Raw genomic sequence first — 15,176 nt, forward strand, 5'->3', positions numbered from 1 at the left:
ACGCGGTGTCCGAGGAGGCACCATATGCCCACGACCATCTACGATCCCCCCACCCTCGCACCCGGAACCCTCCGCGTCGTCCCGCTCGGCGGCCTCGGCGAGGTCGGCCGCAACATGACGGTGTTCGAGTTCGAGGGGAAGCTCCTCATCGTCGACTGCGGCGTGCTCTTCCCCGAGGAGCACCAGCCCGGCGTCGACCTGATCCTGCCGGACTTCGACCCCATCCGACACCGCCTCGACGACATCGTCGGCGTCGTGCTCACCCACGGGCACGAAGACCACATCGGGGCCGTCCCGTACCTCCTCAAGCTCAAGAACGACATCCCCCTCATCGGCTCCGGGCTCACCCTCGCCCTCATCGAGGCGAAGCTCAAAGAGCACCGCATCCGCCCGTTCACGCTGACGGTGCAGGAGGGGCAGCGCGAGCAGGTCGGCCCGTTCGACCTCGAGTTCGTCGCGGTGAACCACTCGATCCCGGATGCGCTCGCCGTGGCGATCCGCACCCCCGCGGGCCTCGTCCTGGCCACCGGCGACTTCAAGATGGACCAGCTTCCGCTCGACGGCCGCATCACCGACCTGCGCGCGTTCGCGCGCCTCGGTGAGGAGGGCGTCGACTTGTTCCTCGTCGACTCCACGAATGCCGATGTCCCCGGTTTCACGCCCACCGAGCGGGGCATCGGCCCGGTGCTCGACCAGGTGATCGCGAAGGCGCCGCGCCGCGTCGTCGTGGCCAGCTTCTCGAGCCACGTGCACCGCGTGCAGCAGGTTCTGGACGCCGCGCACGCCAACGGTCGTCGCGTCGCGCTCCTCGGGCGCAGCATGGTCCGCAACATGGGCATCGCCGCCGATCTCGGTTACCTGAACGTGCCGGACGGCGTGCTGATCGACTACAAGAAGGCGCGCGACCTCCCCGACGACAAGATCGTCTACATGTCGACCGGTTCGCAGGGCGAGCCGATGGCGGTGCTCAGCCGCATGGCCAACCTCGACCACGCCATCGAGCCGGGCGAAGGTGACACGATCATCCTGGCCTCCAGCCAGATCCCCGGGAACGAGAACGCCATCTACCGCGTGATCGACGGGCTGACGAAGCTGGGCGCGACCGTCGTGCACAAGGGCAACGCCAAGGTGCACGTCTCGGGCCACGCCGCCGCGGGCGAGCTGCTGTACTGCTACAACATCCTCAAGCCCAAGAACGTGCTGCCCGTCCACGGCGAGTTCCGACACCTCATGGCCAATGCGAAGCTGGCGCAGGAGACGGGCATCCCCGCCGAGCGGACCATCCTCGGCGAGAACGGCACCGTGGTCGACCTCCGCGACGGCCGCGCCGAGGTCGTCGGCCAGCTCGACATCGGTTTCGTCTACGTCGACGGCTCGTCGGTGGGCGAGATCACGGATGCCGATCTGAAGGATCGCCGGATCCTCGGCGAAGAGGGCTTCATCTCGGTCATCGTGGTCGTCGACCGCCAGACCGGGAAGATCATCTCGGGCCCCGAGGTGCACGCGCGCGGGTTCGCGGAGGATGCCGCGGTGTTCGAGAGCGTCAAGCCCAAGATCGCCGCGGCCCTCGCCGAGGCCGCGCAGTCGGGCGTGCGCGACACGCACGCGCTGTCGCAGGTCGTCCGTCGCACGATCGGTCGCTGGGTGAACCAGTCGCTGCGTCGTCGCCCGATGATCGTGCCGCTCGTCATCGAGGCGTGAGCCCTCGGTCCGCTCCTCCCGGTGGGGAGCGGACCCCGCAGAGGTGACGCGCGGGTCGGTATCATGCGGGGCATGCCCGCCATCCCGATCCGCGCGGCGCTCCCGTCCGACGGTGCTTTCCTCGCCGACATGACGGTGGAGGCCGCCAATTGGCGCGCCGGCAGCGTCCGGCCCCGCCACGAGGTGCTCAGCAGCCCCGACCACCAGCGGTACATCGCCGGGTGGCAGCGTCCGGGCGACGCGGGATTCGTGGCGGAGTCGCCCGCGGGCGAGGCCATCGGAGCGGCCTGGTACCGCATGCTGCCGCGCAGCGAGCCCGGCTTCGGCTGGGTGGGGACGGGCGTCCCGGAGCTGATCATCGGCGTGCGTCCCGTGTGGCGTGCGCACGGTGTCGGGCGTGCCCTGCTGCAGAGTCTCGTCGCGCATGCGCGGGCCCAGGGGTATTCGCGGATCAGCCTGAGCGTCGAGCGCGACAATTTCGCCCGCGTCTTCTACCGCACCGAAGGCTTCGCCGTCACGCGAGCGGGGCAGGGACGCGACGTGATGGTGAAGACCCTGCGCTGACGCGCGGGTATCGGTCCTGTCCCGAACCCCGCGTCGGTGCGCGCGAATGTCGGGGGCTCGGCCTACCGTGGGGGAATGGCCCGCAGCACGTCCACGTCCGGCGGTCGCGCCCCCGCGAAGCGACAGGCGCGACCGAAAGCCTCGGCGCCCGCACCCCAGCGCTACGTCGATGACCCCGAGAAGCCTCCGGTCGCCGTGCGCGCCTGGACGGCGCTCGCGCACGGCGTCGGCGGGATGTTCCGCGTCTTCGGCCCCGAGACCCTCGAGCGTGAGCAGCGCCGCGACGGGTTCCCCTTCTTCCTCGTCCTGCTCGCCGTCGCCGGTGCCGTGGTCGAGTGGTTCTTCATCGGCAACGACGTCGCCGCGACCATCAGCGCGTACAGCTTCGGCGCGATCATCGGCCGCGTCGCGTTCGTCTTCCCGGTGCTGCTGCTCCTGCTCGCGGGCTGGCTGTTCCGGCATCCTTCGTCCGTCCACGACAACGGGCGCATCGGCATCGGGTTCGCGCTGTTCGTCATCTCGATGGCCGGCTTCTGCCACGTCGCGGGCGGAGGGCCGGCACCGAGCGAGGGCCTGCCGCGGTTGAGTCTCGCCGGGGGCCTCGCGGGGTGGATGAGCGGCGAACCCCTGTCTCTGCTGCTCACCGACGTCGGCGCCTACGTCGCCCTGTCCGTCCTGACGATCCTCAGCGTTCTGATCCTCACGAAGACGCCGCCGAACCGGATCGGTCAGCGTCTCGGGGACCTGTACTCGTGGATGTTCGGTGCCGAGCGGGTCGAGAAGGACGCGACGACCGCCGTGCTTCCGACGGACGCCGACGACGACGCGCCGGCGGAGAAGTCGCTGCCGTGGTGGCGGCGCAACAAGTCCGGGCGCGAAGAGGACGTCGACGGCGACCTCGGCTCCGACGATCTGACGACCCTGCTCTCGCCCGCCGCGACGCAGGGGGGATTCGAGTCGGCGTTCGTCGCGCCGGCCGCACCCGCGGCTCCGCCGGCGCGACCCCCGATGCCGCCCGCGCCCGATGCGCTCACCGAGATCATCGACCCCGCGGCTCTGGCGGGCATCGCCACCGGTCGCGGACTCCACGACGACTCGCCGACGCTCGACGAGCCCGGCGACGACGACCTGCCCGGCATCTCCGGCCTCGGCGGCGACAACGCGGGGCTGCCGCCGTCGGCGAACTACCGCCTGCCGTCGGTGGCCGCCCTCGCGGCGGGCACACCGCCCAAGGAGCGGTCGTCGGCGAACGACGCGGTCGTCCGGGCCATCGAAAGCGTCATGGAGCAGTTCAAGGTCGACGCGCGCGTCACCGGATTCTCCCGTGGCCCGACGGTGACCCAGTACGAGATCGAAGTCGGCCACGGCGTGAAGGTCGAGCGCATCACCGCGCTCACCAACAACATCGCCTACGCCGTCGCGTCCAACGAGGTGCGCATCCTCGCCCCGATCCCCGGCAAGAGCGCGATCGGCGTCGAGATCCCCAACGCCGACCGCGAGATCGTCACGCTGGGAGACATCCTGCGCTCGGATGCCGCGACCACGTCGACGCACCCGATGACCATCGGCGTCGGCAAGGACGTCGGTGGCGGATTCGTCGTCGCGAACCTCGCCAAGATGCCCCACCTCCTCGTCGCCGGATCGACGGGCTCGGGCAAGTCGAGCTTCGTCAACTCGATGATCACGAGCCTGCTCATGCGGGCGAAGCCGTCCGAGGTGCGGATGGTCCTCATCGACCCGAAGCGCGTCGAGCTCACGTCCTACGCCGGTGTGCCGCACCTGATCACGCCCATCATCACCAACCCCAAGAAGGCCGCCGAGGCGCTGCAGTGGGTCGTGAAAGAGATGGACATGCGCTACGACGACCTCGCGTCGTTCGGCTTCCGCCACATCGACGACTTCAACAAGGCCGTGGTCGCGGGGGAGATCCAGTTGCCCGCCGGCAGCGAGCGCGTGCTGAAGCCGTACCCGTACCTGCTCGTGGTGGTCGATGAGCTCGCCGACCTCATGATGGTCGCCCCGCGCGACGTCGAGGACTCGATCGTGCGCATCACGCAGCTGGCCCGCGCCAGCGGCATCCACCTCGTCCTCGCGACGCAGCGTCCCTCCGTCGACGTCGTCACGGGCCTCATCAAGGCGAACGTGCCCTCGCGTCTGGCCTTCGCCGTGACGAGCGTCACCGATTCGCGCGTCATCCTCGACCAGCCGGGCGCCGACCGCCTCATCGGCCAGGGCGACGGCCTGTTCCTGCCCATGGGGGCATCCAAGGCTCTCCGCGTGCAGGGTGCGTGGGTGAGCGAGCAGGAGATCGAGCGTGTCGTCGCCCACGTCACGCAGCAGGCACGCCCCGAGTACCGCTCCGACGTCCAGGCGGCCGCCGAGAAGAAAGAGATCGACGCCGACATCGGCGACGACCTCGAACTGCTGCTCGCCGCCGCGGAGCTGGTCGTGTCGACGCAGTTCGGGTCGACCTCCATGCTCCAGCGCAAGCTGCGCGTCGGTTTCGCGAAGGCGGGTCGACTCATGGACCTCCTGGAGTCCCGTGAGATCGTCGGGCCCTCCGAAGGGTCCAAGGCGCGCGATGTGCTGGTCACGAACGAGCAGCTGCCCGCGGTCCTCGCCCGCCTGCGTGGCGAGGAACCGCCGGAGGGCGCCGCCGACGACGACAGGTACGGTCAGGACGCCGTTGCTGCCCAGTACGACGGGCTGCCCGTCGTCGAGGACGACGAGGGCTCCGAAGACGCCTGGCAGCTGACAGGACGCGACTGATGGCCGTGCACCCGCAACTCCCCAACGCGATCACGGTGGCGCGCATCCTGTGTGCGCCGGTGTTCCTCTGGATGCTCCTCGCCGACGGAGGCACCGGGGGAGGGCTGCGCTGGGCCGCGGCGATCGTGTTCATCGTCGCGATCGCGACGGACGGCGTCGACGGCTACATCGCGCGCCGATACGAGATCGTCAGCGACCTCGGGAAGCTTCTCGACCCGATCGCGGACAAGGCGCTCACGGGTGTGGCATTCGTCGGGCTGTCCATCCTCGGGGAGCTTCCCTGGTGGGTGACCATCGTCGTGCTCGTCCGCGAGATCGGCATCACGGTCTACCGTTTCCTGGTCGTCAGCGACCATGTGCTCGCCGCGGCCTGGATGGGCAAGCTCAAGACGGTCGCGCAGGCGGTGGCGCTCTCGATCGCGCTCCTGCCCTTCGCCGCCCTGTCGGATGCCACCGCCTGGCAGACGACCGTCTGGTGGGCGGGCGCCGTCACGATGACGATCGCGGTCATCCTCACGGTCGCCTCGGGGATCGACTACGTCGTCTCGGAGGTCCGCGGGTCCCGCGCGAAGCGGAGCGCCCGGTGATCGACGGCGTACCCGACGACCTCGACGAGACACTGGTCCGCGATCCGCGTGAGAGCGCGGCCGTCCTTCTCGATCGGCTCGTCGAACTCGGCTGGACGGTGGCCGTCGCGGAGTCCCTGACGGGGGGAATGGTCGTCTCCTCCCTGGTGGACGTGCCCGGAGCCTCCCGCGCCGTGCGGGGCGGCATCGTGGCCTACGCGACGGATCTCAAACACAGCGTCCTCGGGGTCGACCCGGCGCTTCTCGAAGCCCACGGGGCGGTCCACCCGCGCGTGGCGCGCCAGATGGCCCGTGGTGTGCGCGACGTCCTCGGTCAGGACGGCGTCCCGACCGATGTCGGCATCGCCACCACCGGGGTCGCCGGCCCCGACCCTCAAGACGGGCAGTCGGTGGGGACGGTGCACATCGCCGTCTCGACGCCCCTCGGCACGCGTGTGGACTCCCTCGTCCTGTCGGGCGACCGGGACCGCATCCGGCGGGAAGCCACGCACCTCGCCATCCGCCGGGCGCTCGCCGCGCTGTGAGCGATGCGCGGCGCGGCGAGGGGGAACAAATGATGACACATCCGCGTTGTTGTGGTCGATTCCCATCCAGTGCCCAGCGCGCGGCATTAGGGTGACCTGAAACGGTGTTGTACCGTTGTCCACCCGGGCAGCGGAGGAATCGGTAGTGAGGAGGGGTTCACATGATCCTGGTCCGTCAAGAGATCGGCGAGGTCCTGCGTGAGCTCCGCCAGCAGAAGGGTCGTACCCTTCGTCAGGTCGCCAGCCGTGCCAGCGTGGCGCTGGGGTACCTGAGCGAGGTCGAGCGCGGCCAGAAGGAGGCGTCCAGCGAGATTCTCGCGTCGGTCGCCGAGGCCCTCGACGTTCCTATTTCGACGATCATGCGCGAGGTCGGTGACCGTCTGTCGGTCCTCGAAGGCCTGCAGAGCTTCCCGGACGTCGTTCCCGACGACCTGGTTGCGGCGGTCGAGCCCGAGCTGTCCCTGCACTGACACCGCGGAATGCGACGGAGCGAGTTCGATCGCGCGGTATCCGATGAGTTCGGGGCGCGGGGAAGTTCGTTGCTGACCGACCTGGTGCTGACCTCCGTCGCGGGCCGTACGAGCGCCGATGCGCTTGCTGCCGGTGTCGACCCCCGTGACGTCTGGCTCGCGCTGTGCGAGGAGACGGACGTGCCCCGCGAGCGACGGTACGGCGTGGGGCGTCTCGACCCGCGGCGCCGCTGATCGGCCACCCCGCGCGGTGACCGCGGGACGGTTCGGGCGGCCCGTGCGTCCGTTCCGCGTCTTCGGGTGTCGCGGCGCGCCGTGCGGCGTGTCATCGAATCTTCGTTCGATTTGCGCGTAGGCTCCTGCACATCGGAGTTTCGGACGTCCTCGTCCACAGAAGCCGGGGTTTCCTCCGCCGATGTCGGAGGCCCTCCCTAACGTGATCGATGTCGAACGACACTCTGAACGCCTTGTCGGGCATCCCCTCCGTCGGAGGGGAGCGCGACAGCCTATAGGCGACCGGAACGCGAGAAGAAAGTAGACGTCATGCCCTCACCCGCAGAGCGCGAGAAGGCCCTCGAATCGGCCCTCGCCCAGATCGACCGGCAGTTCGGAAAGGGCTCGGTCATGCGACTGGGCAGTGACGAGCGCGCCCCGATCGAGACCATCCCGACCGGCTCGGTCGCCCTCGACGTGGCACTCGGCATCGGCGGCCTTCCCCGTGGCCGCATCATCGAGATCTACGGCCCGGAGTCCTCGGGTAAGACCACGCTGACCCTCCACGCCATCGCCAACGCGCAGCGCGCCGGCGGCATCGCGGCATTCATCGACGCCGAGCACGCGCTCGACCCCGAGTACGCGAAGAAGCTCGGCGTCGACATCGACGCTCTCCTCGTCTCGCAGCCCGACACCGGTGAGCAGGCGCTCGAGATCGCCGACATGCTCATCCGTTCCGGCGCCATCGACCTCGTCGTCATCGACTCCGTGGCCGCCCTCGTTCCCGAGGCCGAGATCAAGGGCGAGATGGGAGACTCCCACGTGGGTCTGCAGGCGCGCCTGATGTCTCAGGCGCTCCGCAAGCTCACGGGTGGTCTGAACACCACCAAGACGACGGCGATCTTCATCAACCAGCTGCGCGAGAAGATCGGTGTGTTCTTCGGTTCGCCCGAGACCACGGCCGGAGGAAAGGCGCTGAAGTTCTACGCGTCCGTCCGCCTCGACATCCGTCGCATCGAGACGCTGAAGGACGGTACCGAGGCCGTGGGCAACCGCACCCGCGTGAAGGTCGTCAAGAACAAGATGGCGCCCCCGTTCAAGCAGGCCGAGTTCGACATCCTCTATGGCGTGGGCATCTCGCGCGAGGGGAGCCTGATCGACTTCGGCGTCGAGCACGGCATCGTCAAGAAGTCGGGCGCGTGGTACACGTACGACGGTGAGCAGCTGGGCCAGGGCAAAGAGAACGCCCGCAACTTCCTGATCAAGAACGCCGACGTCGCCGCCGAGATCGAGTCGAAGATCAAGGGCAAGCTCGGCATCGGCGCTCCTGCCGCCGCCGCTGCTCCGGCCGCAGACGAGCTCGCCGCCCGCCGACCCGCCTGATGACCGACGACGCCAGCCGCCCGGGCCGCGTCTCCGCTGCGGCGGAGCGCGGTGCGGGCGGCCGCATGACCGGCGACGGCCTGGCACCGGTCATTCCGCTCTTCGGCGCGCGCTCTCCCGCCTCCGGGGCCCCCAGCGCCGACGACCACGGCTCGCCGCCGCGCGACGGCGAGACGCCGGACTGGTCCCGCCCGGGCAGCGGGTTCGCCGACTCGGCTCCGACCGAGACGCCGGACGAGATCCGCGACCGCGCCGAGGGGGTTCTCCTGCGCAAGCTCCGCGGCCGATCCCTGTCGTTGGCGGAGGCCCGCACGGCGCTCGGCGGAGTCGACGGTGTCGATGAGTCCGTCATCGAGGAGGTGGTGGCGAAGTTCGTCGACCTTGGCTACCTCGATGACGAAGCGTTCGCCGAGCAGTTGGCGATGTCGGCGATCGAGCGTCGAGGGCAAGGCCGGCGTGCGGTCGTGCAGACGCTCCGCAAGCGCGGCATCTCGCGTGAAGTGGCCGATGCCGCGATCGCCGAGCTGCCCGATGACGACGCGGAGCGCGCGTTGGAGTTCGCGCGTTCCAAGGCGCGCAACGTGGGCGGCAAGGATTACGACGCCAGCCTGCGTCGACTCGCCGGACAGCTCGCTCGTCGGGGCTATTCCTCTTCGGTCTCGCTCGAGGCCGCCCGGCAGGCCCTGGCCGAGGCGGGCATCCGGCGTGCGCCGTTCTCACGACCGGCCGCGTCGTCGGGAGTCCGGTTCACCCCCGACGAGTGACGTCCTGCGCCGGATGTGCGCGCTCGATCCCGACCCCGCCTCTCGTCTGACCGGCGCTTAGAATGGCACGCATCATGACGACCCCCGTATCGACACCGACGATCATCGCGCCCTCCGAGGCCGCCCTCACGGCCGACGGCCGTGCACGCACGTACGAAGTGCGCACGTTCGGCTGTCAGATGAACGTCCACGATTCCGAGCGCCTCTCCGGCTCGTTGGAGAGCGCCGGTTACGTGAGGGCGGAAGCGGGCACCGACGCCGACGTCGTCGTCATCAACACCTGCGCCGTGCGCGACAACGCGGCCGGCAAGCTCTACGGCACCCTCGGTCACCTGAAGTCCCGCAAGGACGCGCACGGTGGGATGCAGATCGCCGTCGGAGGCTGCCTCGCCCAGATGGACAAAGATGCCGTGCAGCAGAAGGCCCCCTGGGTCGACGTCGTCTTCGGCACCCACAACATGGGGTCGCTTCCGGGCATGCTCGAGCGCGCGCGCCACAACGGCGAGGCCGAGCTCGAGATCCTCGAATCCCTCGAGGTCTTCCCCTCCACGCTCCCCACGAAGCGCGACTCCGTGCACAGCGGGTGGGTGTCGATCTCGGTCGGCTGCAACAACACCTGCACCTTCTGCATCGTCCCGAGCCTCCGCGGCAAAGAGAAGGACCGCCGACCCGGCGACATCCTGAACGAGATCCGGCTGCTCGTCGACGACGGGGCGATCGAGGTGACACTGCTCGGCCAGAACGTGAACTCCTACGGTGTCGAGTTCGGTGACCGTCTGGCGTTCGGCAAGCTCCTGCGCGCCGCGGGTGAGATCGATGGTCTGGAGCGCATCCGCTTCACCAGCCCGCACCCGGCGGCGTTCACCGACGACGTGATCGCGGCGATGGCCGAGACTCCGTCGGTCATGCCCCAGCTGCACATGCCGCTGCAGTCGGGATCCGATCGGATTCTCAAGGCCATGCGCCGGTCCTACCGCAGTGAGCGGTTCCTCGGCATCCTCGACCGCGTCCGCGAGCAGATCCCGCACGCCGCGATCACGACGGACATCATCGTCGGATTCCCGGGCGAGACGGATGCCGACTTCGAAGAGACCATGCGCGTCGTGGAGGCCTCCCGTTTCGCGAGCGCGTTCACGTTCCAGTACTCGATCCGCGAGGGCACTCCCGCCGCGACGATGGACGACCAGGTGCCCAAGGCGATCGTCCAGGAACGGTACGAGCGTCTGATCGCCCTGCAGGAACGCATCTCCCTCGAGGAGAACCAGAAGCAGCTCGGCCGCCGGCTCGAGGTGCTGGTCTCGACGGGCGAGGGGAAGAAGGATGCCGCGACGCGACGCCTGACGGGGCGCGCCGAAGACAATCGTCTCGTGCACTTCGAGGTGTCCGAGGGCTCGGCGCTCCCGCGTCCGGGCGACGTCGTCTCGGTGGCGGTGACGCACGCCGCGCCGTTCTATCTCCTGGCCGATGCGGTGGCGGGCGAGCCGCTGCGCATCCGCCGCACGCGCGCGGGCGACGCCTGGGACCGCGCGCAGGCGGAGTCGTGCGGCGTGCCGGCGCCGAGCGCCGATGCGGGTGCCCCCCGTGCCGTGTCGCTCGGCCTCCCGAGCCTGCGTATCGGCGGGTGATCGCCGACGCCGCCCCGCGGGTGTGGGCGATCGTCGGAGCGACCGGGACCGGGAAGACCCGCCTCTCGCTCGATCTGGCGGATGCTCTGCGCGGTCGGGGACGCGCCGCGGAGATCGTGAACGCCGATGCGATGCAGCTGTACCGCGGCATGGACATCGGGACGGCCAAGCTTCCCGAGTCCGAGAGGCGTGGCATCCCGCACCACCTCTTCGACGCCCTCGCCGTCACCGACGAGGCCGCGGTGGCCTGGTATCAGCCGACGGCGCGGCAGACGATCAGCGCCGTGCTCGCGCGCGGGGCGGATGCGATCCTCGTGGGCGGTTCGGGGTTGTATGTCTCGAGCGTGCTGTGGGACTTCCGCTTCCCGCCGCGCGATTCCGCCGTCCGTGCGGGGCTCGAGGCCGAGCTCGAGCGCGTGGGGCCGGGCGTCCTCTTCGAGCGCCTGCGCACGAGCGACCCCGCGGCCGCCGCGCGTATCGATCCGCGGAACGGACGACGCGTCATCCGCGCGCTCGAGGTGCTGGCGCTGGGCGAGGACACTCACGGGGGTGCACTTCCCGCCGCACCCGATCCCTGGCATCCGCAGACGTCCATCCTCGCGACGCAGATCGAGCGCGAGACCCTCGTCGGTCTGCTGGACGCGAGGGTCGAGGGGATGTGGGAACAGGGTCTGCTCGACGAGGTGTCCGATCTGCGCGCCGCGGGGATCGAGCGCGGCGCCACGGCCGCGCGGGCGATCGGATACGCGCAGGCGCTGGCGGAGCTGCGCGGTGAGATGACGCGCGCCGAGGCGATCGCCGAGACCCAGGCGCTCACGCGGCGCTACGCCCGACGCCAGGTGTCGTGGTTCCGTCGGTATGCCGACGCCCGGTGGATCGACGCGCGCACCGTGTCCGCGGCCGCGCTGGCGGAGGAGATGGCGGGGTGAACGTGCGGATCAGGTCGTTCCAGACCGCGGACGAGGACGCGGTCGTGGCCCTGTGGGAGCAGGCCGGGCTGACGCGGCCGTGGAACGATCCGCGTGCCGACATCCGACGCAAGCTCACCGTGCAGCCCGAGCTCTTCCTCGTCGCGGTGGACGGCGACGCCGTGGTCGGTAGCGTCATGGCCGGGTACGACGGACACCGTGGCTGGCTGTACTACCTCGCCTCGGCTCCCTCGCACCGAGGGCAGGGGATCGGGCGAGCGCTCGTGGCCGAGGTCGAACGACTCCTGGAGGCCATGGGCTGTCCGAAGGTGCAGTTGATGGTGCGGCCGGACAACGCCTCCGCGCGGGGGTTCTACGACGCGCTGGGGTACGTCTCGTTCGAGACCTGGGCGACGGGGCGTCGCCTGATCGTCGACGGACCTGGCGGTCCGACCTGACGACGTGCACGACGGTCGTGCGGCGGTGATCCCTAGACTGGATGCCATGGCGACTCTCGCGTTCACCAAGGGCCACGGCACCGGTAACGACTTCGTGATCGTGTCCGACCCGGACGGCGAGCTCGACCTCTCCGACGACCAGGTCGCGATCCTCTGCGACCGCCACTTCGGGATCGGTGCGGACGGCCTCCTCCGCGTCGTCCGGTCCGCGGCGATCGACGAGGGGGCGGAGGCCGCCGCCGCGGGCGCCGAGTGGTTCATGGACTACCGCAACGCGGACGGTTCCAAGGCCGAGATGTGCGGCAACGGCACGCGGGTGTTCGCCCGGTACCTGACCGACACCGGTCTCGCGGACATCGCCGGCGGCTTGCGCATCGGAACGCGTGCGGGAGTGAAGACCCTGACCCGCAGCGACCGCGGCTTCGAGGTCGACCTGGGGGAGTTCGCCATCGAGCCCGGCGACGTACTGGTGCGCGCCAAGGGCCTGGCCGTCGCGCGGCCGGGGGTCGGTGTCGACGTCGGCAATCCGCACGTGGTCGTGGCGCTCTCCTCCGACGCGGAGCTCGAGGGCGCGGAGCTGGCCTATCAGCCGGTCCTGGACCCGGCGCCTCGGCACGGGGCGAACGTGGAGTTCGTGGTCCCGGCCGACCCGCTCGTGCGCGACGGCGTCGGGGCGATCACGATGCGCGTGTTCGAGCGCGGCGTCGGTGAGACCCTCAGCTGCGGGACGGGTGTCGCGGCCGCGGCCCTCGCCGTACGCCACTGGGCCGGATCCGCGGCGCCCGACGCGTGGGTGGTCGAGACGCGAGGCGGAACTCTGGGCGTGCGCGTCGCCGAGGGGCGCGTGTTCCTCTCCGGCCCGGCATCCCTGGTGTTCACCGGAGAAGTCGCCCTCGCCTGAACCGCCGCGGGATCCCGGCGCCTCAGATCGCGTCGGTGATGACGTCGATCGGTTCGCTCGGCGGCGAGCCGTGACGACGTACGCGCAGGACCCGGTACCCGCGCCCGGTCGCGGCGCGGTGCACCGAGAATCCGCTCGTGAACGTCGCGGTCAGCCACCGCTGCAGTGAATCCGAGCCGAGGTTCCGCTGCACCACGAACCATCCGTCGGAACGCTCCGCCAGACGGGGGATCCAGTGCTCCAGCATGCCGTGGAGCTCGTTCTTCCCCACTCGGATGGGCGGATTCGACCGGATGGTCCGGAAGGAGATCCTGTCGGGAACATCCTCGGGGCGGACGGCGTTGACGTTGGTGAGTCCGAGGAGTTCCGCGTTCCGTCTGACGAGGTCGAGAGCACGCTCATTGACGTCGACGGCCCAGACGGTGGCGTGCGGAGCATCCAGCGCCAGGCTCAGCGTGATCGGACCCCAGCCGCTTCCCAGGTCGAGGAAGTGCCCACCGGCGGGTGGGGCCGGGGTGTTGGCCAGGAGCACCGAAGTACCGGCATCCAGTCGGTCCGGACTGAACACACCGCCGGCGGTCACGACCTCGAGCTCACGCCCGGCGAGGGTGACACGGAGGCGGCGGAACTGTTCGGGACTCGACGGCGACGCGCTGAAATAGTGGTCGCTCCCCATGCCATGGAAGCGTAGCGGACCGGAGCCTCCGCCGTGGGGGCGACTAAAGTGCGAGGATGCCGCGGCACCGCCCGCGGTCGAAAGGAACACATGACCGAACAGACCACACCCCCGAGCATCGACGAGACGCCGGTCGACCCGGTCGACCGTGTGCTCGCGCGCGCCGATGCGCATCGCGGGGTCCGGGTCTTCGGCGCAGCTCAGGCGCTTCAGGACGCCGCCACCGCCTACGGCGGATCGGCCGACGGAGATCAGTGGGATCGCGAGGAGCGCGCGGCGCTTCGGCGTGTGCCCGGACTGTCCACGGAGCTGGAAGACGTCACCGAGGTCGAGTACCGACAGCTGCGTCTCGAGAACGTGGTCCTGGTCGGCGTGCACCCGCAGGGCGAGCAGACGGATGCCGAGAACTCGCTGCGCGAGCTGGCCGCCCTGGCGGAGACGGCCGGTGCGGTGGTGCTGGACGGCGTGCTGCAGCGTCGCCCCCACCCGGACCCCGCGACGTACGTCGGGCGCGGCAAGGCGCAGGAGCTGCGCGACATCGTCGCCGCGGTCGGTGCCGACACCGTCATCGCCGACACGGAGCTCGCCCCCAGCCAGCGGCGCGCCCTCGAGGATGTGGTGAAGGTCAAGGTGATCGACCGGACGACGGTGATCCTCGACATCTTCAGCCAGCACGCGAAGAGTCGCGAGGGCAAGGCCCAGGTCGAACTCGCGCAGCTCGAGTACCTGCTCCCGCGCCTGCGCGGCTGGGGCGACTCGATGTCTCGTCAGGCGGGTGGTCAGGTCGGTGCCGGCGGCGCCGGCATGGGATCCCGTGGACCCGGTGAGACGAAGATCGAGCTGGACCGCCGCCGCATCCGCACCAAGATGGCGCTGCTGCGCAAGCAGCTGCGCGACTTCGCTCCCGCCCGCGAGGCCAAGCGCGCGGAGCGCAAGCGTCACACGATCCCGTCCGTCGCGATCGCCGGGTACACCAACGCCGGCAAGTCGAGCCTGCTCAACCGGCTCACCAGCGCCGGGGTGCTGGTGGAGAACGCGTTGTTCGCGACCCTGGATGCCACGGTCCGCCGGTCCGAGACCTCCGACGGCCGCGTGTACACCCTCACCGACACCGTCGGCTTCGTCCGCAACCTTCCGCACCAGCTGGTCGAGGCGTTCCGTTCGACGCTGGAGGAGGTCGGCGATGCCGACGTCATCCTCCACGTCGTGGACGCGTCGCACCCGGACCCCGCGGCACAGCTTTCGACGGTGCGCGACGTGATGGGAGACGTGGACGCGGACTTCGGCCACGAGATCGTGGTCTTCAACAAGGCCGATCTGCTGAGTCCCGACGATCGGCTCGTCCTGCGCGGGCTCGCCCCCGCCGCCCTGTTCGTGTCGTCCCGTACCGGCGAGGGCATCGACGAGCTGCGGGCCGCGATCGAGGAGGCGCTGCCCCTCCCCGCGGTGGAAGTGCGGGCGGTCGTGCCCTACGACCGCGGTGACCTGGTCTCGGCGGTCCACGAGACCGGCCTGATCGTGGCGCAGGAGCATCGCGAGCAGGGAACGTTCCTGCACGCGCACGTCGGTGCGCGACTCGCGGCCGAACTCGCTCCGTTCGCAGCCTGATCGACTTCCGCTACGACGACGCCCC

Annotated in this window: 15 protein-coding genes; 14 read left to right on the plus strand and 1 reads right to left on the minus strand. The window is 70.1% G+C overall.

All coding sequences use genetic code 11. The features are described 5' to 3' along the window. The first annotated feature begins 24 nt into the window (after nt 1-24). The 13 genes from BGO45_RS16360 (at nt 25) to dapF (ending at nt 12,867) form a co-directional block, all read left to right on the plus strand. On the plus strand, nt 25-1,701 hold the full coding sequence (locus BGO45_RS16360; RefSeq protein ID WP_292696267.1) for a ribonuclease J: 1,677 nt from the start codon (nt 25-27) through the stop codon (nt 1,699-1,701). Between the two features lie 72 nt (nt 1,702-1,773). Further along, nucleotides 1,774-2,265, plus strand: a complete 492-nt coding sequence (locus tag BGO45_RS16365) for a GNAT family N-acetyltransferase (protein ID WP_292696269.1) — start codon at nt 1,774-1,776, stop codon at nt 2,263-2,265. A gap of 75 nt (nt 2,266-2,340) precedes the next feature. Beyond that, nucleotides 2,341-5,034: a DNA translocase FtsK gene (locus BGO45_RS16370; protein ID WP_292696271.1), complete on the plus strand. Its 2,694-nt coding sequence runs from the start codon at nt 2,341-2,343 to the stop codon at nt 5,032-5,034. After that, nucleotides 5,034-5,621: a CDP-diacylglycerol--glycerol-3-phosphate 3-phosphatidyltransferase gene (gene pgsA, locus BGO45_RS16375; protein WP_292696273.1), complete on the plus strand. Its 588-nt coding sequence runs from the start codon at nt 5,034-5,036 to the stop codon at nt 5,619-5,621. Before BGO45_RS16370 ends, pgsA begins: the two co-directional genes overlap by 1 nt. Continuing rightward, complete coding sequence (locus tag BGO45_RS16380; RefSeq protein WP_076490832.1) at nt 5,618-6,145, plus strand: CinA family protein; 528 nt, start codon at nt 5,618-5,620, stop codon at nt 6,143-6,145. The genes pgsA and BGO45_RS16380 overlap by 4 nt, the downstream gene beginning before the upstream one ends. Nucleotides 6,146-6,306: 161 nt before the next feature. Then, nucleotides 6,307-6,615, plus strand: a complete 309-nt coding sequence (locus BGO45_RS16385) for a helix-turn-helix transcriptional regulator (RefSeq protein ID WP_076490831.1) — start codon at nt 6,307-6,309, stop codon at nt 6,613-6,615. 9 nt (nt 6,616-6,624) lie between these two features. After that, on the plus strand, nt 6,625-6,849 hold the full coding sequence (locus tag BGO45_RS16390; RefSeq protein WP_292696276.1) for a DUF3046 domain-containing protein: 225 nt from the start codon (nt 6,625-6,627) through the stop codon (nt 6,847-6,849). Nucleotides 6,850-7,158: 309 nt separating this feature from the next. Next, nucleotides 7,159-8,211: a recombinase RecA gene (gene recA / locus BGO45_RS16395; RefSeq protein ID WP_076490829.1), complete on the plus strand. Its 1,053-nt coding sequence runs from the start codon at nt 7,159-7,161 to the stop codon at nt 8,209-8,211. Next, nucleotides 8,211-8,975 carry a regulatory protein RecX gene (locus tag BGO45_RS16400; RefSeq protein ID WP_292696279.1) on the plus strand — a complete coding sequence of 255 codons (765 nt, stop codon included), beginning with the start codon at nt 8,211-8,213 and terminating at the stop codon, nt 8,973-8,975. The genes recA and BGO45_RS16400 overlap by 1 nt, the downstream gene beginning before the upstream one ends. 74 nt (nt 8,976-9,049) lie before the next feature. Next, a complete protein-coding gene (gene miaB / locus BGO45_RS16405; protein WP_292696281.1) occupies nt 9,050-10,600 on the plus strand; it encodes a tRNA (N6-isopentenyl adenosine(37)-C2)-methylthiotransferase MiaB in 1,551 nt (516 codons plus the stop codon). Further along, the gene (gene miaA, locus BGO45_RS16410) at nt 10,597-11,529 is read left to right on the plus strand and encodes a tRNA (adenosine(37)-N6)-dimethylallyltransferase MiaA (protein ID WP_292696282.1); all 933 of its coding nucleotides are present in this window, start codon (nt 10,597-10,599) and stop codon (nt 11,527-11,529) included. The genes miaB and miaA overlap by 4 nt, the downstream gene beginning before the upstream one ends. Next, nucleotides 11,526-11,966 carry a GNAT family acetyltransferase gene (locus BGO45_RS16415; protein WP_292696283.1) on the plus strand — a complete coding sequence of 147 codons (441 nt, stop codon included), beginning with the start codon at nt 11,526-11,528 and terminating at the stop codon, nt 11,964-11,966. Before miaA ends, BGO45_RS16415 begins: the two co-directional genes overlap by 4 nt. Nucleotides 11,967-12,012: 46 nt before the next feature. After that, nucleotides 12,013-12,867, plus strand: coding sequence for a diaminopimelate epimerase (dapF, locus tag BGO45_RS16420; protein ID WP_292696285.1), 855 nt, complete (start codon nt 12,013-12,015; stop codon nt 12,865-12,867). Between the two features lie 22 nt (nt 12,868-12,889). On the opposite strand, the gene BGO45_RS16425 is transcribed toward dapF, so the two are convergent. Then, the gene (locus tag BGO45_RS16425; RefSeq protein WP_292696286.1) at nt 12,890-13,543 is read right to left on the minus strand and encodes a methyltransferase; all 654 of its coding nucleotides are present in this window, start codon (nt 13,541-13,543) and stop codon (nt 12,890-12,892) included. Between the two features lie 90 nt (nt 13,544-13,633). Here BGO45_RS16425 and hflX point away from each other — a divergent pair, with 90 nt between their 5' ends. Next, nucleotides 13,634-15,151, plus strand: a complete 1,518-nt coding sequence (hflX, locus tag BGO45_RS16430; protein WP_076490824.1) for a GTPase HflX — start codon at nt 13,634-13,636, stop codon at nt 15,149-15,151. Nucleotides 15,152-15,176: the final 25 nt, after the last annotated feature.

Origin of the sequence: Microbacterium sp. 71-36, from assembly GCF_001898305.1 — a bacterium.
Taxonomy (GTDB): Bacteria; Actinomycetota; Actinomycetes; order Actinomycetales; family Microbacteriaceae; genus Microbacterium.

What these genes read in the sequence shown, in the direction of transcription:
- BGO45_RS16360 (WP_292696267.1), top strand. Translation starts at nt 25, where the DNA reads ATGCCCACGACCATCTACGATCCCCCCACCCTCGCACCCGGAACCCTC.
- BGO45_RS16365 (WP_292696269.1), top strand. Translation starts at nt 1,774, where the DNA reads ATGCCCGCCATCCCGATCCGCGCGGCGCTCCCGTCCGACGGTGCTTTC.
- BGO45_RS16370 (WP_292696271.1), top strand. Translation starts at nt 2,341, where the DNA reads ATGGCCCGCAGCACGTCCACGTCCGGCGGTCGCGCCCCCGCGAAGCGA.
- pgsA (WP_292696273.1), top strand. Translation starts at nt 5,034, where the DNA reads ATGGCCGTGCACCCGCAACTCCCCAACGCGATCACGGTGGCGCGCATC.
- BGO45_RS16385 (WP_076490831.1), top strand. Translation starts at nt 6,307, where the DNA reads ATGATCCTGGTCCGTCAAGAGATCGGCGAGGTCCTGCGTGAGCTCCGC.
- BGO45_RS16390 (WP_292696276.1), top strand. Translation starts at nt 6,625, where the DNA reads ATGCGACGGAGCGAGTTCGATCGCGCGGTATCCGATGAGTTCGGGGCG.
- recA (WP_076490829.1), top strand. Translation starts at nt 7,159, where the DNA reads ATGCCCTCACCCGCAGAGCGCGAGAAGGCCCTCGAATCGGCCCTCGCC.
- BGO45_RS16400 (WP_292696279.1), top strand. Translation starts at nt 8,211, where the DNA reads ATGACCGACGACGCCAGCCGCCCGGGCCGCGTCTCCGCTGCGGCGGAG.
- miaB (WP_292696281.1), top strand. Translation starts at nt 9,050, where the DNA reads ATGACGACCCCCGTATCGACACCGACGATCATCGCGCCCTCCGAGGCC.
- dapF (WP_292696285.1), top strand. Translation starts at nt 12,013, where the DNA reads ATGGCGACTCTCGCGTTCACCAAGGGCCACGGCACCGGTAACGACTTC.
- BGO45_RS16425 (WP_292696286.1), bottom strand. Translation starts at nt 13,543, where the DNA reads ATGGGGAGCGACCACTATTTCAGCGCGTCGCCGTCGAGTCCCGAACAG.
- hflX (WP_076490824.1), top strand. Translation starts at nt 13,634, where the DNA reads ATGACCGAACAGACCACACCCCCGAGCATCGACGAGACGCCGGTCGAC.